Origin of the sequence: Granulibacter bethesdensis (assembly GCF_001889525.1) — a bacterium.
GTDB lineage: Bacteria > Pseudomonadota > Alphaproteobacteria > Acetobacterales > Acetobacteraceae > Granulibacter > Granulibacter bethesdensis_C.
Genome location: NZ_CP018192.1, coordinates 2,250,307 through 2,271,206 on the forward strand (window position 1 = coordinate 2,250,307; position 20,900 = coordinate 2,271,206).

Annotated in this window: 21 protein-coding genes and 1 tRNA gene; 6 read left to right on the top strand and 16 right to left on the bottom strand. The window is 61.6% G+C overall.

Features of this window, described 5'->3' with window-relative positions:
• Nucleotides 1-23 precede the first annotated feature (23 nt).
• Together cmk and aroA are read right to left on the bottom strand one after the other, a co-directional pair.
• On the bottom strand, nucleotides 24-653 hold the full coding sequence (gene cmk, locus GbCGDNIH6_RS10080; RefSeq protein WP_072563779.1) for a (d)CMP kinase: 630 nt from the start codon (nucleotides 651-653) through the stop codon (nucleotides 24-26).
• Nucleotides 644-2,008 carry a 3-phosphoshikimate 1-carboxyvinyltransferase gene (gene aroA, locus GbCGDNIH6_RS10085; protein ID WP_072563780.1) on the bottom strand — a complete coding sequence of 455 codons (1,365 nt, stop codon included), beginning with the start codon at nucleotides 2,006-2,008 and terminating at the stop codon, nucleotides 644-646. The genes cmk and aroA overlap by 10 nt, the downstream gene beginning before the upstream one ends.
• Before the next feature lie 122 nt (nucleotides 2,009-2,130).
• On the opposite strand from aroA, the gene GbCGDNIH6_RS10090 reads away from it, so the two are divergent.
• Nucleotides 2,131-2,451: a TIGR02300 family protein gene (locus tag GbCGDNIH6_RS10090; RefSeq protein WP_025287348.1), complete on the top strand. Its 321-nt coding sequence runs from the start codon at nucleotides 2,131-2,133 to the stop codon at nucleotides 2,449-2,451.
• A gap of 80 nt (nucleotides 2,452-2,531) precedes the next feature.
• Here the strand turns inward: GbCGDNIH6_RS10090 and GbCGDNIH6_RS10095 are convergent, their stop codons facing one another.
• Complete coding sequence (locus GbCGDNIH6_RS10095) at nucleotides 2,532-3,050, bottom strand: SRPBCC family protein (RefSeq protein ID WP_072563781.1); 519 nt, start codon at nucleotides 3,048-3,050, stop codon at nucleotides 2,532-2,534.
• Nucleotides 3,051-3,268: 218 nt separating this feature from the next.
• Here GbCGDNIH6_RS10095 and GbCGDNIH6_RS10100 point away from each other — a divergent pair, with 218 nt between their 5' ends.
• Nucleotides 3,269-3,751 carry a glycine zipper domain-containing protein gene (locus GbCGDNIH6_RS10100; protein WP_072563782.1) on the top strand — a complete coding sequence of 161 codons (483 nt, stop codon included), beginning with the start codon at nucleotides 3,269-3,271 and terminating at the stop codon, nucleotides 3,749-3,751.
• Nucleotides 3,752-3,801: 50 nt separating this feature from the next.
• Here GbCGDNIH6_RS10100 and GbCGDNIH6_RS10105 read toward each other — a convergent pair whose 3' ends face one another.
• The 8 genes from GbCGDNIH6_RS10105 to GbCGDNIH6_RS10140 all read right to left on the bottom strand — a co-directional run bounded on the left by GbCGDNIH6_RS10105 (nucleotide 3,802) and on the right by GbCGDNIH6_RS10140 (nucleotide 13,194).
• On the bottom strand, nucleotides 3,802-4,584 hold the full coding sequence (locus GbCGDNIH6_RS10105; protein ID WP_081370089.1) for a copper resistance protein B: 783 nt from the start codon (nucleotides 4,582-4,584) through the stop codon (nucleotides 3,802-3,804).
• Nucleotides 4,581-6,611 carry a copper resistance system multicopper oxidase gene (locus GbCGDNIH6_RS10110; protein ID WP_072563783.1) on the bottom strand — a complete coding sequence of 677 codons (2,031 nt, stop codon included), beginning with the start codon at nucleotides 6,609-6,611 and terminating at the stop codon, nucleotides 4,581-4,583. The genes GbCGDNIH6_RS10105 and GbCGDNIH6_RS10110 overlap by 4 nt, the downstream gene beginning before the upstream one ends.
• Before the next feature lie 133 nt (nucleotides 6,612-6,744).
• Entirely contained in the window at nucleotides 6,745-7,116 is a 372-nt protein-coding gene (locus tag GbCGDNIH6_RS10115; RefSeq protein ID WP_072563784.1) for a hypothetical protein, read from the bottom strand.
• Nucleotides 7,117-7,202: 86 nt separating this feature from the next.
• Entirely contained in the window at nucleotides 7,203-7,907 is a 705-nt protein-coding gene (locus GbCGDNIH6_RS10120; protein WP_072563785.1) for a TetR/AcrR family transcriptional regulator, read from the bottom strand.
• A 268-nt stretch (nucleotides 7,908-8,175) separates the two neighbouring features.
• Complete coding sequence (locus GbCGDNIH6_RS10125) at nucleotides 8,176-10,458, bottom strand: RNA degradosome polyphosphate kinase (RefSeq protein ID WP_072563786.1); 2,283 nt, start codon at nucleotides 10,456-10,458, stop codon at nucleotides 8,176-8,178.
• A 10-nt stretch (nucleotides 10,459-10,468) separates the two neighbouring features.
• Entirely contained in the window at nucleotides 10,469-11,209 is a 741-nt protein-coding gene (locus GbCGDNIH6_RS10130) for a P-loop NTPase family protein (protein ID WP_072563787.1), read from the bottom strand.
• A 46-nt stretch (nucleotides 11,210-11,255) separates the two neighbouring features.
• On the bottom strand, nucleotides 11,256-12,452 hold the full coding sequence (locus GbCGDNIH6_RS10135; protein ID WP_232449800.1) for an AI-2E family transporter: 1,197 nt from the start codon (nucleotides 12,450-12,452) through the stop codon (nucleotides 11,256-11,258).
• Between the two features lie 127 nt (nucleotides 12,453-12,579).
• On the bottom strand, nucleotides 12,580-13,194 hold the full coding sequence (locus GbCGDNIH6_RS10140; RefSeq protein WP_081370090.1) for a CDP-alcohol phosphatidyltransferase family protein: 615 nt from the start codon (nucleotides 13,192-13,194) through the stop codon (nucleotides 12,580-12,582).
• 169 nt (nucleotides 13,195-13,363) lie between these two features.
• Between GbCGDNIH6_RS10140 and purM the strand changes: the two genes are divergently transcribed.
• The 3 genes from purM to GbCGDNIH6_RS12500 all read left to right on the top strand — a co-directional run bounded on the left by purM (nucleotide 13,364) and on the right by GbCGDNIH6_RS12500 (nucleotide 15,306).
• On the top strand, nucleotides 13,364-14,407 hold the full coding sequence (gene purM, locus GbCGDNIH6_RS10145) for a phosphoribosylformylglycinamidine cyclo-ligase (RefSeq protein WP_072563788.1): 1,044 nt from the start codon (nucleotides 13,364-13,366) through the stop codon (nucleotides 14,405-14,407).
• Entirely contained in the window at nucleotides 14,404-15,027 is a 624-nt protein-coding gene (purN, locus tag GbCGDNIH6_RS10150; RefSeq protein WP_072563789.1) for a phosphoribosylglycinamide formyltransferase, read from the top strand. Before purM ends, purN begins: the two co-directional genes overlap by 4 nt.
• 117 nt (nucleotides 15,028-15,144) lie before the next feature.
• Nucleotides 15,145-15,306: an aa3-type cytochrome c oxidase subunit IV gene (locus GbCGDNIH6_RS12500; RefSeq protein WP_157692417.1), complete on the top strand. Its 162-nt coding sequence runs from the start codon at nucleotides 15,145-15,147 to the stop codon at nucleotides 15,304-15,306.
• A gap of 129 nt (nucleotides 15,307-15,435) precedes the next feature.
• Here GbCGDNIH6_RS12500 and ndk read toward each other — a convergent pair whose 3' ends face one another.
• Nucleotides 15,436-15,858: a nucleoside-diphosphate kinase gene (gene ndk / locus GbCGDNIH6_RS10155; RefSeq protein ID WP_072564531.1), complete on the bottom strand. Its 423-nt coding sequence runs from the start codon at nucleotides 15,856-15,858 to the stop codon at nucleotides 15,436-15,438.
• A 194-nt stretch (nucleotides 15,859-16,052) separates the two neighbouring features.
• Between ndk and GbCGDNIH6_RS10160 the strand changes: the two genes are divergently transcribed.
• Complete coding sequence (locus tag GbCGDNIH6_RS10160) at nucleotides 16,053-17,918, top strand: ABC-F family ATP-binding cassette domain-containing protein (RefSeq protein ID WP_072563790.1); 1,866 nt, start codon at nucleotides 16,053-16,055, stop codon at nucleotides 17,916-17,918.
• An 80-nt stretch (nucleotides 17,919-17,998) separates the two neighbouring features.
• Here the strand turns inward: GbCGDNIH6_RS10160 and nusG are convergent, their stop codons facing one another.
• The 4 genes from nusG to edd form a co-directional block, all read right to left on the bottom strand.
• On the bottom strand, nucleotides 17,999-18,529 hold the full coding sequence (gene nusG, locus GbCGDNIH6_RS10165; protein ID WP_072563791.1) for a transcription termination/antitermination protein NusG: 531 nt from the start codon (nucleotides 18,527-18,529) through the stop codon (nucleotides 17,999-18,001).
• 10 nt (nucleotides 18,530-18,539) lie between these two features.
• A complete protein-coding gene (secE, locus tag GbCGDNIH6_RS10170) occupies nucleotides 18,540-18,734 on the bottom strand; it encodes a preprotein translocase subunit SecE (RefSeq protein WP_072563792.1) in 195 nt (64 codons plus the stop codon).
• Between the two features lie 56 nt (nucleotides 18,735-18,790).
• Nucleotides 18,791-18,867, bottom strand: a tRNA-Trp gene (locus tag GbCGDNIH6_RS10175).
• A gap of 201 nt (nucleotides 18,868-19,068) precedes the next feature.
• Nucleotides 19,069-20,898, bottom strand: coding sequence for a phosphogluconate dehydratase (gene edd / locus GbCGDNIH6_RS10180; RefSeq protein ID WP_072563793.1), 1,830 nt, complete (start codon nucleotides 20,896-20,898; stop codon nucleotides 19,069-19,071).
• Nucleotides 20,899-20,900: the final 2 nt, after the last annotated feature.

Below are 20,900 nucleotides of genomic sequence, written 5' to 3' on the forward strand. Positions count from 1 at the left end.
CCGTGCAGGGGAGACAGCCGGTTTTATCGCGGCCATTTCCGACGGACGATCTGCTCCGCCCGTTGAAACGCCTCATCGGCGTCCAGATGGGTGGTGTCGAGCACCTCCGCATCCTCTGCCGGACGCAAGGGTGCGACGTCCCGGGCCGCATCCCGTTCGTCCCTGGCCTGCATCTCGGCCCGCAGCGCCTGTTCTTCCACCGCTACGCCCCGGTTGCGCAACTCCAGCAGGCGACGTTGCAGGCGCGCTTCGGCGCTGGCGGTGACGAACAGCTTGACCGGCGCATCCGGGCACACGACCGTGCCGATATCGCGCCCGTCCAGCACCGCCCCTTCCCGTGCCGCGAAATCACGCTGGAAATCCAGCAGCGCGGCCCGTACAGCCGGATCGGCAGCAACCAGACTGGCCGCACGGTCTACCTCCGGCACCCTCAGATCGCCGCGCTGCACTGTCTCCGGCACCAGAACCGATACTGCCCGCGCCGCATCGGCAGGGCTGCCCGGATCACCGCCCGCATCCAGCACCAGCCGCCCCACGGCACGATAGAGCAGACCTGTATCCAGATGCGGCAGCCCGAAAGCCGATGCCAGCCGGCGCGCCAGCGTGCCCTTGCCTGCCGCGGCCGGTCCATCGACCGCGATGATCAGGCGCATGAGAAATCCGCCCCCAGCCCGGTCATCAGCATGGCGAAACCGGGGAAAGACGTGTCGATGAAGGCTGCGTCATCCGCCGTCACCGGCGCCTGCGTGGTCAGGCCCAGCACCAGCGCCGACATGGCCAGCCGATGATCCATATGCGTGGTGACAAGCCCGCCCCCCGGCGGCGGACCACCGCAGCCGATGACGATCAGATCATCGCCCTCAATCTCAACCTGCACACCATTCACCGACAGCAGCGCCGCCGTTGCCGCCAGCCGGTCACTCTCCTTGACCCGCAACTCTGCCAGACCGCGCATGCGCGTGGTGCCGGAGGCCACCGCCGCCGCAACCGAGAGAATGGGGAATTCGTCGATCATGCTCGGCGCACGCTCCGGCGGCACCGCCACACCATGCAGGGCGGACGCCCGGACGGTGATGTCGCCGACCGGCTCCCCCCCCTCGATCCGGCGATTGGCGATGGTCAGCGCAGCACCCATCTCCACCAGCGTATCGAACAGCCCGGTGCGCAGCGGATTGAGGCCTACCCCGGCCAGAGTGATTTCCGACCCCGGCACCAGCAAGGCCGCCACCAGCGGAAAAGCCGCCGAGGATGGATCGGCAGGCACCACGATATCGGCAGCCCGCAATTCCGGTTGCCCCTGCAAGCGAACGATGCGGCCTGCACCATCCCCGGTCGGCTCCACCTGCACATTCGCCCCGAAATGGCGCAGCATATTTTCGCTGTGATCACGGGTGGCGTGCGGTTCTTCCACCACTGTCTCCCCGCGTGCATTCAGACCGGCCAGCAGAATCGCCGATTTCACCTGGGCAGAGGCGACCGGCAGGCGATAATGCAGTGGCAGAGCCTCCCCCGTGCCATGCACCGCCATCGGCAACCTGCCGCCGGAGCGGGTGTGAAAACCGGCGCCGCAAGCCGCAAGCGGATCAGTCACCCGGCGCATGGGGCGTTTGCGCAGGCTGGCATCGCCCGTCATCACCGCAAACAGATCATGGCTGGCCAGCACACCTGTCAGCAATCGCGCCGCCGTGCCCGAATTGCCCATGTCCAGTACATCCGCAGGCTCCGTCAGGCCGCCAATGCCGCGACCGGCGACGCGCCACGAACCGGGCGCATCCCGCACCACCTCGGCCCCCAACGCCCGCATAGCGGCGGCGGTGCGCAGCACATCCTCCCCCTCCAGCAGGCCGGATATACGCGTCTCTCCGACCGCCAGCGCACCGATCATCAATGCACGATGGCTGATGGATTTATCCCCGGGAACATGGACCGGATGATCAGCCCGCAACCCGGCGGCAGGACGGCGGCTGATGACGGGGCGAGAGGCCCCTTCGCTGTGATTTTCGCTCATCCATGCGCGATAGCATGACAGAACGGTTTGACAGAAGGGCGAAGCGGTGGCATGGGGCGCGCCCTGTCCTGCGCGTCAGCCGAATTTTTATCCCTCCCCACGATCACGAGGCCGCATTTCCCATGGTAAAACCCGAACTTGGCACCAAGCGGGTCTGCGTTTCATGCGGAACCCGTTTCTACGATCTGCTGAAATCCCCCGCCATCTGCCCGAAATGCGGCGCGGAACAGCCGCTGGACCAGCCCCGCCCCCGCCGCGTGCCGGGTGTGCTGCTGGATGACAAACCCAAGAAGATCGGGGTTGTTGACGATGCCGATACAGATGCCGTCGATGCCGACGACACTGATGAGGATGTGCTGGAGGATACCTCCGATCTCGAAGACGGCGACGATGACACCATCGAGGTGGAAGTCGAGACCGACGGCAACGACGACGAGCACTGATCAGCGCCCGATCTGATAAACTCAGCATGAAAAAAGGGGGGCCTTCCGGCCCCCTTTTTGATAAGCTGACTGTCAAAATATCAACCTTCTGCCTTCTGCTTCAGTGCAGTGAGGCCCGCATCATACACCCCGGTCACGGCTGTGATCGCATCCTCGTCTCCTTGTCCAGCGGGCGGCGTGTCGAGCGGCGACAGACGGGTGAAAAATCCCTGCCATACGATTCGCGCCCCAGCCCCGACCGCCTCAACCGTGATGGTCGAACGGTAGTCACCCGCAGGCACGATCTGCGTATTTTCCGCATCCGGTGTGAATTTGTAGCTGTAGCTGCGGGCAGCCGAATCATAGTCCGTCAACTCTTCCGTGATCCTGGGGCCGCCGAGATCCAGCACCCGGATCGAACCGGGAGTATTACCCCGGTCGGCACTGCTGGACTTCACCAGCGGGAGCCAGGTGATATCTCCGAATTCCGAGATGATGGCCCACACCGCGTCCGCCGGAGCGGCAATGTCGATCTTTTTCGTGAGCGTAAGTGGCTTTGGCCCGGTCTGGTCCCCCTCCCCTGCAGGGGCATAGACGGCGCCTGGGAACAGTTCTTTCATTGACTCTGTCCTGTCTGGTTGTCCCTCGCCGGAAGACACCGCTCCGGCGCGCTGCGTAGCAGGCCATTGATCACCGTCGAAGACAATATCGCGCCGCTCCCTATATCTGCCGAACCGGAGCGGTCTCTGTTTTTCTGCCATCAGGATGCCGTAATAGGGCGCATATGCGTTAAAATGGAACGGAAGCCACGGCTTCGCCAAAATGAGGAGAGGATAGAATGTCCCGCCAGCCGCTCTTGCTATCCCTGGCCCTGCTCGCTGTCACTGCGCTATGCGCCTGTACCGTCTCTCCGCCGGAAGGACCAAGTATTGCCGCCCTCCCCGGCAAAGGGAAAACGCTGGAGCAGTTCCAGAATGACGATATGACATGCCGCTATTACGCCTCTCAGCGGAACGGCTTTGTCTCCCCACAAAAAGGCGCCGCCAACAGCGCCGTCGGCACGGCCGCCATTGGCACGGCCCTGGGAGCAGCGACCGGTGCATTGATTGGAGTGGCCGCAGGCAATGCCGGTATGGGGGCTGCGATCGGCGCAGGAGCAGGCCTTGCAGGAGGGGGGCTGCTCGGCAGTTCGAATGCGCGGCAATCCTCAACCTCGCTACAGCAGAATTACGACATGAATTACGGGCAATGCATGATTGCCCGCGGTAATACCTTCCCGCCCCAGCCGAGGATGCAGATGGCCCCCGCCTATGCTTATTGAACACGATCAGGGGAAATACAGGGGGGCCATTCAGATCAGCCCCCTTACGATCAGAACCAGAGACGCAGACCAAACAGGAACCGCATGCTGTCCGCAGCCTGTCCCTGCTGCTGGAATGTTCCGGTGCGCCCGAAGGCCCCCTGATACACCATCCCCAGATATGGGGCGAAGGTCCGGGCAAATTCGTATCGGAGCCTGACCCCAGCCTCCAGATTCGACACCCCGGCCCCCAGCCCCCGTGCGGGGTCGGATTGACCATACCAGTTCGTCTCCAGACGCGGCTGGAGGATCAGCCGGTTGGTGAGCAGAAGATCGTAGGACGCCTCCACCCGCGCCGCGACTCGGCCATCTGTCCCCAGATAGGCGGTAGCCTCCAGATCGAAGAAATACAGGGTCAGTCCCTGCACCCCGAAAGCCGCCCATTGGCGCGTCGGTCCATTATCAAGGTCGATCCGCCATCCGGCCTGCCAGTCGAAATAGGTCGAGAACGGGCGATCATACAGCACCTCATGCCGCGCATCCTGAAAACCGCCCCCTTGGCCGACCGTGCCTTCCGATTTCAGCCAGAGCTTGTTCTCATCCGTACCGAGCCATGCCTCTCCCTCATAGGTAAAAACCTGATTCGTACCGGCCATACGATGTTCAGCCTGCTCCAGCAGGGCATGGAGATAAACCTGATCATCCATCGCCGGCATCGGCCCGCCCGGCAGGTAGACGGGGCCGTCTCTACCTGTGGCCTGCATTTCCATCCCCGCCCCCAAGGCCGTTCCACCTGTCAGCAGAATCAGCGACAGCAACAGCACCGCATGAGGGATACGCCTCAGGCAGTTCATGACACCACCACGGTGCGGAACATGCCCAGTTCCATGTGATAGAGCAGATGGCAATGAAACGCCCACAGGCCCGGCGTATCGGCATCAACACAGGTGGTCAGCCTCTCACCCGGCTTGACCAGAATGGTGTGTTTGAAGGGACGATCCGCGCCGGTTCCGTTCTCCAGTTCGCTCCATAGACCATGGAGGTGGATCGGATGCTCCATCATCGTATCGTTGATCAGGATGAAGCGGACACGCTCCCCCAGCCGCAGACGAATCGAAGGCGCGTGAGAAAATTTCTGGCCGTTAAAGCCCCAGATATAGCGCTCCATATTGCCAGTCAGATGCAACTGGATCTCCCGATCCGGCTCCCGTCCCGGAGGGGCCGGTCGCGCGGCTCTCAGATCGGTGTAGCGCAGGACGCGGCGTCCGTTATCGTCCAGCCCGCTGCCTGCCTCATGGAGTCGCGGTACCGGCATAGGGGCAAGACTGCCAACCCCCAGTTCTCCGACCTGGGGTGTCCGGTATACCGTTACGGGCACAGGATGCGGCCCGGTCTGTGTCAAGGGAGCCGGAAGAGAGGGTGCGGTATTCCCGGGTACGCTGACCGGCGCGGCATGGTCTCCATGCAGGGTGCCATGATGGACGGAATCCCCATGATGCATCGGCATGTGATGCATGGGCATATCCGGCATATCCATGCCGTCCATCTCTTCCATCCCCTCCATGCTGTGCGCATGATGATGGGCCGGAGCAGAAGATGCGGGAGAGGACACGGCCTCTGGCGGCGGATGAGCCATACCGTCCGTGCCGGAATTATTCTCCGTACCATGGGCCGCCATGCCATGGTGCTCCATGCCTGCGCCCATATCCCCCATGTCCATAGTGTTCATGTCCATGTCGCCCATGCCCATATCCTTCATGGTGCGCAGCGGGCGGGGATCCATTGGCGGCACCAACCCGTCCATATCGGGATGCGGTGCGAGGGTGCCACGCGCATAGCCTGTCCGGTCCTGACTCTGCGCGAAAATCGTGTAGGCCGCGTTACCGGGCTGGATCAGCACATCATAGGTCTCGGCCACGCCGATGCGGAACTCATCGACCATAACCGGACGTACCGCGTTGCCGTCCGCCTCCACCACGGTCATGACCAGGCCCGGAATCCGGATGTCGAAATTGGTCATTGAGGCAGCATTGATGAAGCGCAGACGCACCCGTTCACCCGGCCTGAACAGCCCGTGCCAATGGTCATCCACACCCCGGCCATTGAGCAGATACGCATAGGCATTGCCGCTGACATCCGAAATATCCGTCGGCCCCATCCGCATCTTTCCCCAGGCGAGCCGATCCGATACAGCCTGATGCAAGCCATTCTGGCGTGCATCGGCGATAAAGGTGCCCAGCGTGCGCTGACGGAAATTATAGGCATCGCTCTGGAATTTCAGCGTGCTGACAATGGTCTCAGGGGCCAGATCAGACCAGTCATTCAACATGATGACATAGTCGCGGTCATAATCCGGCGCCTCGTCATGCGGCGCGATCACCAACGCGCCATACAGGCCGGTCGCCTCCTGAAAGCCGGAATGACCATGGTACCAGTACGTGCCGGACTGCTTCAGCGGAAAGCGATACGTAAACGTCTCTCCCGCCGGAATCCCCCTGAAGCTCAGCCCAGGCACACCATCCATGGAGGCAGGGACTCGCAGACCATGCCAGTGAATGGAGGTCGGCTCATCCAGCGTATTGGTGACGGCGATGGCAACCTCATCCCCCTCCCGCATGCGCAGCACCGGCCCCGGCAGAGAAGCATTCACCAATGTCGCCGACGCACGTCTTCCGCCACGGCGAACGGAATAGCGCGCTACGTTCAGGGCAAAGCAGCTGCCACGCAGCTCCGGCATACCCTCGGCAGTTGCTTCCGGCGCAGGCGCAGGCTCAGGGCCGGCACATCCCCCTGCCGCCGCTGTCAGCAGCGCAGCGCCGCAGCCACGCAGCACGCGCCGACGATCCGGCCGAATGAGGCCAGAACTTTCAGTTTTCCTCATGATCTTATGGTCGCTCTGTCAGGAGACAGGCCCGCATGATGCAGGCACGTCAAAACCACTTACACAGACCAGCCGGTTTATTCCGCCAGATGCAGCGGATCAGACAGGCCTCGCCCGAACGGTCAGCCCGCTTTCAAGCGGGTATAAAGCGGCCTGAGCGAGGTGGAAAAGGTTCCGGTGTAGGGGATGCTCCATACCCATGATACGGAATGGAAGCCACGAAACGAACCAGCCGGACGCGCACTGAAGCCGCCAGCCCCGGCGCATCCGGCACCATGGCCCCCATACAACATACCACACCATCACAGGATGATGCGGCAGGATGGCCATGACAGGGTGCAGGATGCTGCCCGATCATCAACGGTGTCGCCATAACGTCATCGTCACCCGCAGCAGCATCCGCCATCGACACATTCATGACATGGGCGGCCTCCATCGCCCGCACCTGCAATGGCAGGCTACAGGCGATCAACACCGTCAGCAGAAATGTCAGAACACATCGCATAGCGGGGAATATTGTAACCGCCCTTGCTCAAGCACGCAATCAAATGGGATCGTGCTCTTATAGATCCTGAGAACTATGCTCAGGGCTCAATGGACCAGCTCCATCTGGCTCTTCAGATACTGGTGGACGGAGGGCGATGCATAAGGAAGATAAAGCGCCCTGACCTGATAGATGCCCCACTCCATATCCCTCAGCGGAAGTACCTTGCTGCTGCGGTGCATGATCAGAAAGGACATCCAGTAAGACATGATGATGCAGACATTGGCAGCCAGCGCCTCCAGCTCAGCGTCTTCAATAATCAGATAACCCACCTGACGCATATGCTGCAGAACATGCATGGCGACCTGCTCTCCTTCACGGTTCATGGTCCTGAGCCTTAGGGCCAGATCCGGAATCTGGTTCAGGATGACAGGGCCATCCCGAAACAGAAACCGGAATCGCCAGATCAGCCAGAACCATGATCTCAAATAGTCACTATACAGCTCGATCGGATGAAGCGTGTTCGAGTTTGGCCGCGCATCAATTTTATCCGGGCTGGTCGAGACAAGTCGCGTCATATGATGATGGAAAATGTCATATAACGTTGTTACCAGAATTTGCTTTGTATGAAAGTGATAGTATAAATTTCCTTCATTAATATTGCAGACTGCAGCAAGATGAGATGTCGTCATTGCATCGACACCTTCTATATTCAAAATATCCAACGCAGTTTTCAGAATTTTTAACTTTGTTTTTCCCTTGACTACGGCTTGCGTCATCATTTCCAAGCCGTTCCAGGAGAAATTATTCATAAAACTAATATCTCCCGGCAATGCATGGACGCTGATGAAACCCCATTCGCAGTACAGTTGCGGGGCCAAAAGGATCGTAAAAACAGATAATCACAATCCCGTTCTCATGTATTTAACGCACCCAAAAACAGACAAAGTAGATCTTTTTCCACTTATCATAAAAACAAAAAAGGCAAACCTGCATTTTCATGCAGATTTGCCAAAATTTTCTATAAAATTGTTTTTACTAAAGCGTGGTTTTATTTTCAACCAGAACGCGAATTTTTGATCAGTCCTCGCTGACCCTGTCCGGACGGCGGCTGGCCACCAGCGGCCCCAGCATCGGCCCATGAAGCGCTGATCCCCGACCGGAGAGGGATGGGTTGGTCATGAAATAATGATGAGCTGACACAGGTTTACGTCCCGCCACGGTTTTGGCAGGCACCCGGTGCCATGCCCCTGAAGGCTTCAGCTCCCATGACTGGGCTGTGTCCTTCAGATTGATGACCATGATCTGATCCAGCACCTGTGCGTGCACAGTCGGGTTATAAATCGGCACCAGCGTTTCCACGCGCCAGTCCATATTGCGGGCCATCCAGTCGGCACTGCTGATGAACACTTTGGCATGACGGCTAGGCACAGCATGGCCGTTCCCGAATACGCAGATGCGGCTGTGTTCCAGGAAACGTCCCACAATCGACTTGACGCGAATATTCTCGGACAGTCCCGGCACACCGGGCCGCAGGCAGCAGATACCGCGGATCACCGCCATGATCTTCACGCCTGCATTGCTGGCCTCGTAAAGTTTGTCGATCAGCACGGAATCAACCAGGCTGTTCATTTTCAGCCAGATCGTACCGGGTCGTCCGCCCTGCACATGGTCGATCTCGTCCTGAATCAATTCCATCAGCGTATCGCGGGTGGTCAGCGGGCTGAACGCCAAAGCCTCCATCTTCGCAGGGCGGGCATAACCGGTCATGTAGTTGAACAGCCGGGCCGCATCACGCGTCATAGCCGGGTCGCTGGTGAAGAAGCTGAGATCCGTATAAATCCGCGCCGTGATCGGATGATAATTCCCGGTGCCGAAATGCGCATAGCTGCGCATGGAATTGCCTTCCCGCCGCACGACGAGGCTGAGCTTGGCATGGGTCTTGAGTTCAGCAAATCCGAACACGACCTGCACACCGGCCGCCTCCATGGTCCGGGCGAGACGGATATTCGCCTCCTCATCGAAGCGCGCGCGCAGCTCGACCATCGCGGTCACCGATTTACCGCCTTCTGCGGCCTCAATCAGCGCCTTGACGATCGGGCTGTCGCGGCTGGTGCGGTATAACGTCTGCTTGATCGCGACCGTGGCCGGATCGCTGGCAGCCTGCCGCAGAAACTGAACCACCACGTCGAAGCTCTCAAACGGATGATGGACGATAATGTCCTTGGCCCGGATCGCAGCGAAACAGTCTCCGCCGAAATCGCGGATACGCTCTGGAAAACGCGGCGTATAAGGCGGGAACAGCAAATCGGTCCGATCATCCACGATCAACTGCCGGACATCGGACACCGCCAGAATACCGTCGAGCACCGATGCCTCGTCCGGGGAGACATCGAGTTCATCGATCACCATTTCTCGCAGCGGTAACGGCGTCTCCCCGCTCAGGGTCAGGTCAATGACCACGCCCCGGCGGCGGCGTTTCAGTGCACTCTCGTAGGAGCGCACCAGGTCCTCGGCCTCTTCTTCAAACTCCACATCGGTATCGCGGATCAGCCGGAACATGCCCTGCCCATCCACATGGAACCCCGGGAACAGGCGGTCGAGGAACAAGGTCAGCAGGTCTTCCAGCATCAGGAAGCGGATACGGGGATCGGGTTTTTCCTCCCCCCTGCCATCAGCCGCAGCAGAGCGCGCCGGCAGCCGAATGAAACGGTCTGTCTGGGTCGGCAGGGGAATCAGGCCACGCATGCCCTGGCCGTCCGCATCCCGCACCAGATGCAGGACCATGACCAGACCCATATTCGGAATGAACGGGAACGGATGCGCCGGATCAACCGCAAGCGGCGTCAGAACAGGGAAAACCCGCTCCATGAACCAGTTGGCCAGAAACCGCATATCGGCTTCGTCGAACAGGGTTTCCGCCATCGCTGCCGCGGCATTGCCATGGGAAGGCAGTTTCAGGACATCGATCCCGGCCTCCCCCAGCAAATTCCGCAGCGTGTTCCAGCAAGCCTGCTGATCATTGAACAATTGCCGGGACCGTGTACGAATCTCCGCCAGTTGCTGGGAGGGGGAGCGTCCATCCGGCGACAGCTCCGCCAGACCAGCTTTTGCCTGCCCGATCAGGCCGGCAACGCGGACCGAGAAGAACTCGTCGATATTGGAAGCGCTGATGGACAGAAAGCGCACGCGCTCCAGCAGGGGATGCAGGGGATTATCGGCTTCCTCCAGCACACGCTGGTTGAAATCCAGCCATGACAGCTCCCGGTTGATGAAACGGTCGGGACTGTCCGGCACGATCGATGCCACCTCCGGCTCTGGTTGAGTGGCAATGCGGGGGGAAAGATCAGGGTGCGCATCCATGGCCGCCGTTTTAGAGGAGCGCCGGGGGATTCGATAAGATTTCGTCTGCGTCTGACGCGAAACTGTCACGGCAAGCCTCATCACCATCCGATTCACACAGTCCGCTCAGGATGCGCGCCGCCAGTATTTTTGTCACCCTGCCTCCCTCCGCCAGTGCGGCACGGTCGAGCCTCGCGGCCACTTCCCGCACAGCCCAGGCGGTGCGCGGCAGCCGCAACAGCAGCCAGGATTGCAGGCTGGGCGGCACGCTCAACTGACGCTCCGTCAGCAGACGCTCCAGCAGTGCCCTGAGCAATGCGTCATCGGGGGGCAGAATTCCAACCGATGACGTGGCCCGCAGGCGAGAGACAAGATCAGGCAACGTCACGCGCCAGCGCGCCGGAGGCAGTCGGGACGCCAGCAATATCGGCACGCCAGCCTCGGCAGCGGCATTGATCAGATGCAGCAAGGCGGCTTCATCCGGGGTCGCATCCGCATCGTCAATCGCAACCGGCGCCAAAGGTGCCCGGGGCAATCCACGCAGGGAAGGGCCGGGCCGTCGCTCCGCCCCATGTAAATCGGCCCAGATACTAAGCAAATGGGTCTTGCCGGTACCCTCATCACCGAACAGGCCAAGCCTTGCCTGCGGCCACTCTGCCGTGCGGGCCAGCCAGGCCCGCGCCGCCCGATTGGAGGGAGCCTCCAGAAAATTCCAGGGCCGATAGGCAGGCTCGTAAGCAAAGGGGAGGCCGAGCTGCAAGGCGGCACTCATGGTGCAACCCCCACCGTCATGGCCCTGGTCGGGATCAACGAGCGCATTATGTCCCCGGCGGCTCCAGATAGAGGGGACTGGCCAGATAGCGCCGCAGCCAGAAACGCGACAGCACACCGATGACGGCCGCCATGGGAACCGCAAGCAAGACACCCAGAAAGCCGAACGCCGCCCCACCCGCGAACAGGGCGAAAATCACCCACACGGCATGCAACTCGACCCTGTCACCCAGAAAACGGGGGTAAATCACATAATTTTCCAAAATCTGACCGGCGAGGAAGACGCCTGCCACCAGAGCCACCCGGTTCCAGTCGTGGAACTGCGCCATGGCAAGCGCAAAGGATCCCGCGCCCCCCAATACCGTCCCGACATAGGGGATAAAGGAAAGGATTCCGGTGGCAAGCCCCAGCAGCAGGCCAAGATCAAGCCCCACGAAAGACAGTCCCACCGCATAGAACACACCGAGCATCAGGCAGCACAGGGCCTGCCCACGCAGCCATGCTGACAGGATACGGTTGATCTCCCGCGCCTGCGCCCTCACCACCCCCGCATAACGGCGGGGGAGCCATAAATCCACACGCGCCACGGCCTTGGGCCAGTCACGCAGAAGATAAAACGCCACGACCGGCGTCACCACCAGAACGGTCAATACGTTGAACAGCGCGAAACCACCGCCGATCACCCGGCTCAGCGCCCGTCCGAATACAGTGAGCAGGCTTCCGGCCTGCACTGACACCACATCCTGAAGTTTCGCATCGACAAAACCCGGTCCCAGCCTCTCCTGGACCCTGCCGAGCCAGTCGATGGCGATATCGCGCACCAGCGCGACATAGGCAGGCAGACGAGACAGCAGAATGCCGAGCTGGGCCACAATCAGCGGATAAAGCAACAGGGCGAACAGCAACCCAAGCAGGATCATGGCCGCGATCAGCAGACCCGCCGCCACGCCACGCGGCAATCCCAGCCGTTCCAACCGTCCCGCCAGAGGATCAAGAAAATAGGCGATCCCCCCGGCCATCACGAAAGGCAGAAGAATCGAAGCAAACAGATGCAGGGTCAGCCATACAGCAAACAGCACACCGCCGATCAGGGCCACACGCTGCACGCGCGTGGCTCCGTGCCGGGCGGGCGGTGAAGGATCAGCACGCAGGGGAGTGACCGGCACAGAAACCTCCTCTGTCACCCTATGGAGTGAAGTCATATCCTCCACCGTCGCCGTGGCCTCGCCGGAATCACCTGTCATCCAGCCTATGCTCCATGGTTGCCAGAACACGGCCACAGGATCGTTGCCTCAGGGATGATCCAACGATCCCCTTCATTCGGTGTCTGCTTATGGCAGCATAGCTGCTTTCAACACCGGACACATGCGGTCAACGCGGATGGCAGGCCATCCAGACATACGCCGCCCCACTTGCCAGCGTACTGAGCGCAACCAGAACCACCAGAACGGTATTTGTGGCCAACACCAGACTCGCCTCCGGCGGGGCAAAGGCCGCTGTTGCCAGCAGAAAAGCGACAAGAATGATCTGTAAGGTCGTATTCAGTTTGGAAATATAAAGCGGGCTGATTGCGACGTCCTGCCCGATTGTGGTCAGCACCACGATGCCACCAAGGATCAGGATATCGCGGAACACAACGAGAATGGCCAGCCAGTCCGGCAGCAAGCCTACAATGGACAGCATCACATACATACCGACCAGCAAAGCCTTGTCCGCCACCGGATCAAGCGCCGCCCCGACCACGGTCGGGCCGCGACGGCGGGCCAGCCAGCCATCAATCGCATCAGACAGGCCGGCTGCCACGAACAGCCAGAATGCCGCTGCGAAATCATGCCGCAGCACCAGCCACACCGCGAACGGCACGGCACAGAGCCGCCCGAAGGTGATGATGTTGGGCAGGGTAAACAGGGCATGATCCGGGGGCGGAAGCATATTACCGCCATGGCCTGGGGTATGCTGATCGGGGGGGAAACTGCCTTCAGGCATGGAAAACGATCAGCAAAAGAAAATGCCCTCATCACACCGCATGGCTCCGAGCCATACGTCACCGTTGCGCACGCCACGCGGCTATGGTTTCTGTCCACTCGCACCAAACGTCCCGACGCAGTCCGCGATCTTCCCGCGTTGCGCGGGAAGCCGCCCGAGAGGACAAGCCATGAGCAGCATGACATACCGGGATGCAGGCGTCGACATCGACGCTGGCGACGCCCTGGTCGAAGCCATCAAGCCGCTGGCCCGCGCCACCAGCCGTTCCGGCGTGATGGGCGGACTGGGCGGCTTCGGAGCACTCTTCGACCTGAAAGCCGCCGGATTCAAGGATCCGGTTCTGGTCAGCACGACGGATGGGGTCGGCACCAAGCTGCGGGTCGCCATAGAGGCGGGGCGTCACGAGACCGTCGGCATCGATCTGGTGGCCATGTGCGTGAACGATCTGGTGGTGCAGGGGGCAGAGCCGCTGTTCTTCCTTGATTATTTCGCAACCGGCAAATTGTCGGTGGAAGCGGCACGGACCGTTCTCGCCGGAATCGCAGAAGGCTGCCGTCAGGCGGGCAGTGCGCTGGTCGGCGGCGAGACTGCGGAAATGCCGGGCATGTATGCCGATGGCGATTACGATCTGGCCGGCTTCTCGGTCGGCGCGGCAGAGCGGGAGGCACTGCTGCCCGCAGGCGTTGCCGCCGGTGATACCGTGCTCGGTCTGGCCAGCAGCGGGGTCCATTCCAATGGTTATTCTCTGGTGCGGCGGGTTGTGGAAGCCTCCGGGCTGGCTTGGGACGCGCCCTGCCCCTTTGTCGAAGGCAAAACGCTGGCAGAGGCTCTGCTGACCCCGACCCGAATCTATGTCTCCTCCGTGCTGGCCCTGCATCGCGCGGGCCTGCTGAAAGCCGCCGCCCATATCACGGGCGGCGGTCTGCCGGGCAATGTGCATCGGGTTCTGCCGGACGGCCTGCATGCAGTCATCAACACCGCCGCATGGCCCCGCCCACCGGTGTTCAACTGGCTGGCCACGCAAGGCAATGTCGCGGATAATGAAATGCTCCGCGTTTTCAATTGCGGCATCGGCATGATCGTCGTCACATCCGATCCGGATGCTGCCACCGCCCTGCTGAGCGAAGCGGGCGAAACCGTCTATCGCCTCGGCCGTATCGATACGAAGGAAGGCGCGGCCTCCACCCCCGACCTGCTCATCATTCCAGAATGACGCGGATCGCGATTTTTATCAGCGGCCGGGGCAGTAACATGCGCTCCCTGGTCTCTGCTGCCCGCGCGCCCGGTTTTCCGGGACAGGTGGCGTTGGTCCTGTCCAACGATCCTGCCGCCGCCGGGCTGGACTTCGCCCGTCAAGCCGGGATCGAGGCGCTGTGCGTCGATCACCACCCCTTCGGCAAGGACCGGCAGGCGCATGAACAGGCCATCGACGAAGCCCTGCGCGCCCGGGGAATCGAACTGATCTGTCTGGCCGGTTATATGCGCCTTTTGACGCCCTGTCTGGTGGAACGCTGGCAGGGGAAGATGCTGAACATCCATCCCAGCCTGTTGCCCGCTTTCACCGGCCTGCACACGCATCGCCGCGCACTGGAAACAGGGGTCAAGCTGCATGGCTGTACCGTGCATCTGGTCACGCAGATCATGGATGAGGGGCCCATCCTGGCACAGGCCGCCGTACCGGTACTGCCGAACGATACCGAGGAAACTTTGGCAGACCGGGTCCTGGCTCAGGAACACGTTTTGTATCCCATGGCCCTGCGGAACTGGCTGGAACAGGACGGGAAAGCCGCGCCTGCGGATGCCGCGCTGCTCAATCCCGTGCCGTCAGCCTGACTTCACTCTTGCAGTCAGGCTCTTGCAGTCAGGCAACAGCAATTCTAGAAACACGACCAGTCATAGCCGATAAAACAAAACTGGCCCTCCAAAGGCCAGCCTTGCAAGGGGGACGTCATGTCGCAGCCTTCAGCCACTTATGCCCGTGCGCCGATCACCAGCGTCGACGACCTGCTGGCCGACCGCAAGCGCGTCTATGCGCATTTCGTGACGGGTGCCAAGGTCGGGATCGCTGCGGTCGCCCTCATTCTGGCGCTGATGGGCATCTTCCTCACCTGAGCGTTTGTCAGGGATTCATCCCATCAAAAAGGCCGGTTCCGCCTTCTGGGCGGACCGGCCTTTTTTAGTTTCCCCGTCCATTCCCCCCCGGCACCAAAGCGCAGGGCGGGAACATGCGGCGAAGCGTGATCAGGCGACGATTTCGCTGCGTGCGAAGAAATAGGCGATCTCGATCGCCGCGTTCTCGGCACTGTCGGAACCATGCACGGAGTTGGCCTCGATGCTCTCGGCGAACTGGGCGCGAATGGTGCCGGCATCGGCTTTCTTCGGATCGGTGGCACCCATCAGCTCGCGGTTGCGGGCCACGGCGTTCTCGCCTTCCAGCACCTGCACCACAACCGGGCCGGAGATCATGAAGCTGACCAGATCGTTGAAGAACGGACGCTCACGATGCACGCCATAGAACGCCTCCGCCTGGGCCTGGGACAGCTGAACGCGCTTCTGGGCGACGATGCGCAGGCCGTTCTCCTCAAACACCGCATTGATGCGGCCGGTCAGGTTCCGACGGGTCGCGTCGGGCTTAATGATGGAAAACGTACGCTCGATCGCCATGATGATCTGCCCCTGGGTCAGATAGAACAAGAAGATGAAATCCGGCCAAACCACCGGGCTTTCCTGACGCGGGCCATAGCCGCAAGCCGCAAGCCTTGCAACCCGTGCCCCGGCAACCCTCCTCCGCCAGCCATACCCCCCTATGACGGGGTATGACTTGCCCTCGGCCCCGCCTGACCGGATAAGCGCATCCTATGAGCCTTCTGATCATCGACTCCCTCACCCTTCGTATGGGCGGCCGCGTCCTGTTCGATCATGCCAGCCTGACCGTGGAAGCCGGGAGGCGCATCGGGCTGGTCGGCCGGAACGGAGCCGGCAAATCCACCCTGCTGCGGACCATTGCCGGTGATCTGACACCGGATGGCGGCAGCATCCGCCTGTCCTCCCGCGCCAGAATGGGAGTGGTGTCGCAGGAAGCACCGGACGGTCCCGTCGGGCTGGTGGAGACCGTGCTGGCATCGGATACCGAGCGCACGAAATTACTGACGGAATCCGAAACCGCCCCACCGGAGCGGCTGGCCGATATCCATGATCGTCTGCTGGCCATCGGCGCGGAGTCCGCCCCGGCCCGCGCCGCTGCCATTCTGGCCGGGCTGGGCTTCGATGCGGAGGCACAGTCTCGCCCTGTTTCCTCCTTTTCCGGCGGCTGGCGGATGCGCGTGGCGCTGGCCTCCGCGCTGTTTTTGCAACCCGACCTGCTGCTGCTGGACGAGCCGACCAATCATCTGGATCTGGAAGCGACCCTGTGGCTGGAAAACTGGTTGCTGAAATTCTCCGGCGCGGCGCTGATCGTCTCCCATGATCGCGGGCTGCTGGACCGGGCGGTGCATGCCATCGCCCATCTCGATCGTGGTGGCCTCTCCCTGACCCCCGGCGGCTATAGCGAGTTCGTCCGCATCCGCACGGAGCAGATGGAGCAACAGGCCCGCGCCGCCGAAAGAATCGCCGCCCAACGCGCCCATATGCAGGCTTTCGTCGACCGGTTCCGCGCACAGGCCACCAAGGCAAGGCAGGCGCAATCCCGGCTCAAGGCGCTGGAAAAACTGCCGCAGATCGAAAGCGTGATCGAGGAAACGCCGATCCGCTTCGATTTTCCGGAGCCCGCCCGTCTCGCCCCTCCCATTCTGACGCTGGAGCGTGTCTGCGCCGGCTATGGCGACAAGCGTATTCTGAACGGTATCAATCTGCGCGTAGATATGGATGACCGTATTGCGTTGCTGGGGGCCAACGGCAACGGCAAATCCACCCTCGCCAAGCTGCTGGCCATGCGTCTGGCTCCCCTGGAAGGCGAGGTCAAACACAGCGCCAAACTCCGCGTCGGTTATTTCGCCCAGCATCAGGCGGAGGAGCTGGTCCTGTCCGACACGCCGGTCGATCACATGGCACGCGCCCTGCCCCGCGCCCTGCCGCCTCAACTGCGGGCGCATCTGGCCCGATTCGGTCTGGATGCGGATCGCGCCGAAACACAAGTCGGCAAACTGTCAGGCGGCGAGAAGGCACGCCTGCTCCTGGCTCTGGCCACCCGCGACGCACCGCAGATGCTGATTCTGGACGAACCCACCAACCATCTGGATATCGACGCCCGTGACGCCCTGACCAGAGCACTGGCGGATTTTCAGGGCGCGGTGCTGCTGATCACCCATGATCCCGATCTGGTGGAGATGATTGCCGACCGGCTCTGGCTGGTGGCCGACGGAACCGTCAAACAGTTCGACGGATCAATGGATGATTACCGCACCTATCTGGCCGAGCGCGCCCGTCCGGTGGTGAAGGCGGAGGCTTCCTCCCGTAAGGAGGAGCGGCGTGAACGGGCCGAGGCCCGCGCCGCCAATGCACCACTGCGCAAAAAGGCCAAAGATGCAGAGGCGCTGATCGCAAAACTGACCACGGAACGCATGAAAATAGAGGAAAAACTGGCTGATCCGGCGATCTATGCCGAGTCGCGCGTGGCGGAAGTCACCGCCGCGAATGCCCGCCTGGCCGCGATCGCCAAAGAGATCGACTCTGCCGAAGCCATCTGGATGGACGCAGAGGAAGCATTGGCCGCCGCAGAAGGCTGAAACAAACGCAGAGGCTGAAACAAAAGGCGGCCTTCCTTCCGGAAAGCCGCCCCTTCAGACCCTTTTTACCACCGGGCGGATCAGATCTTCTCGACCTGCCCGTATTCCAGCTCCACCGGTGTCGAGCGACCGAAGATGGAGACGCTGACCTTCACGCGGCCCTTTTCCTCGTCCACTTCCTCGACCACGCCGTTGAAGCTGGTGAAGGGACCATCGGCCACGCGAATCTGCTCGCCGACCTCGAACAGCACGGCGGGACGGGGACGTTCCACCCCTTCCTGAGCCTGACGCAGAATGCGATCGGCCTCGGCCTCCGAAATCGGGGAGGGGCGGGTTCTGCTGCCGAGGAAGCCCGTGACACGCGGCGTATCGCGCACCAGATGCCAAGTGTCGTCGGTCAGCTCCATCTTCACCAGCACATAGCCGGGGAAGAATTTGCGCTCGGCATTGACCTTCTGGCCACGGCGAAGCTCGACCACTTCCTCCGACGGGACCAGAATTTCGTCGAAATGATCGATCAGGCCGTTCTGGACGGCTGTTTCCCGGATCTGCTGGGCGATCTTCTTTTCAAAACCGGAATAGACGTGGACCACGTACCAACGCTTGGCCATCGGAAACCTCTCAACCCCCGCTCGCGAACATCAGACTGATACCGAGTCCGGCAAGCTGATCGATCACGAAAAAAAACGCCGCCGCCAGGGTCGCCATTGCGAACACCAGACCGGTCGTCACCAGCGTCTCCTTGCGGGAGGGCCATGTGACCTTCGACACCTCGCTGCGCACATCGCGCAGGAATTTCGCCGGACTGGTCGCCACGCTTGGTTTGCTCCTCAGGAACGCCGCAGAATTACGGGTCAATACCATGCTGCTGCTGGCAGGGGTGGAGGGTCTCGAACCCCCAGCCTCCGGTTTTGGAGACCGGCGCTCTAGCCAATTGAGCTACACCCCTGCATCGCATGCAGGCACCACATGTGGCGACCGGACAGGTCCGGCCACCCCGTGCGGGGCAGACGCGCTAGACACAATGACAGCGCCCTTCTGTCAAGGGCCTAGTTGATAAAACAGCCGTCTTTATCCGCCGCAAAGTGCGTCATCTGCACGGATTGACACCGAAACCGCGCCACCAGCGCAACCCGGCCATCCCGTGGTTTCACGTCAGGACCGTACAGGCGCCCTCATCCGCACGGCTGACCAGACTTCGAAAATTGCCGAACAACTCTCTTCCAGTGCCGTACGCGCTGGTGGACAGATCATCCCGCACCGGCTCCCGCGCCATGAACGTCACGGGGTCTTCCAGCACCTCCAACCGGCCATGCACGGCATCCAGCCGCAGGCGGTCACCATCACGGATCAAAGCGATCGGGCCCTCCGCAGCCGCTTCAGGAGTGACATGGATCGCGGCGGGCACTTTGCCAGATGCGCCCGACAGCCGACCATCCGTCACCAGTGCCACGCGATGACCTCGATCCTGCAACACGCCCAAGGCAGGCATCAGCTTATGCAGTTCCGGCATGCCATTGGCGCGCGGCCCCTGAAACCGCACCACCACGATGACATCCCGATCCAGGGCCCCATTTTTGAACGCCTGCTGCATGGCTTCCTGCGTGTGGAACACCATGGCGGGTGCCTCAATCACGTAACGCTCCGGATGTACCGCCGAGGTCTTGATCACCGCTCGACCCAACGGTCCTTCTAGCACGCGCAGGCCGCCCGTCTGCGCGAACGGCTCCTCCACCCCACGCAGCACGGCGGAATCGCCGCTGACCTGCGGGCCATCCTGCCATGTGACCGTGCCGGTCTCCGGATTCAGCCATGGCTCCGCCACGTAGTGCCGCAGGCCCCGACCCCAGACCGTCTCCACATCTTCATGCAGCAAGCCGCCCCGCAACAGGGTGGAGATCAGGAACGCCATGCCACCTGCCGCGTGGAAATGGTTCACATCAGCCTGTCCGTTCGGATAAACACGGCACAAAAGCGGCACGATTTCAGCCAGATCGGACAAATCATCCCACGTGAGGATAATGCCCGCCGCCCGCGCCATCGCCAGCAGATGAATCGTGTGATTGGTAGAGCCGCCTGTTGCATGCAACCCGACGATTCCGTTGACGAACACACGCTCATCCAGCATCCGCCCGAGCGGTGTCCAGTTGTCGCCATCAGCCGTCAGGGCCAGCGCCCGTGTTACAGCCTCACGCGTCAGCCCGTCCCGCAGCTTCGTGCCGGGATTGACGAAGGACGCACCAGGCAAATGCAGCCCCATGATCTCCATCAACATCTGGTTGGTATTGGCCGTGCCATAAAAAGTGCAGGTGCCGGGACCGTGATACGACTCACTCTCCGAGACCAGCAGCGCATCACGCCCCACCTTGCCCTCAGCATAAAGCTGCCGCACGCGGGCCTTTTCACTGTTGGGAAGCCCCGTGGTCATCGGACCTGCCGGAATGAACACTACCGGCAGATGACCGAAAGACAACGCCCCGATCAGCAGGCCCGGCACGATCTTGTCGCACACCCCCAGACACACCGCCGCATCGAAGGTCTGGTGCGACAGTGCAATTGCCGTGGAAAGCGCGATCACGTCGCGGGAAAACAGGGATAACTCCATCCCGTCCTCCCCCTGCGTCACGCCATCACACATGGCCGGAACGCCACCCGCCACCTGAGCGGTGGCCCCGGCCGCCCGTGCGGCCTCTCGGATCAAATCCGGATAGGTCTCGTAAGGCTGATGCGCCGACAGCATGTCGTTATACGCCGTCACGATACCGAGATTAGGCGCCTGCCCCTGCGTCATCACCTGCTTGTCGGTATGGGTGCAGGCCGCATAGGCATGAGCCAGATTGGCACAGCCCATCTTGTGGCGAGGCCGTTTCCGCGCCGCATCGACAAGACGGTCCAGATAGGCCCGACGTGTCTCACGGCTCCGTTCGACAATGCGCGCCGTGATCTCCAGCAGACGCGGATGCGGGGTGCCAATCTCCATAT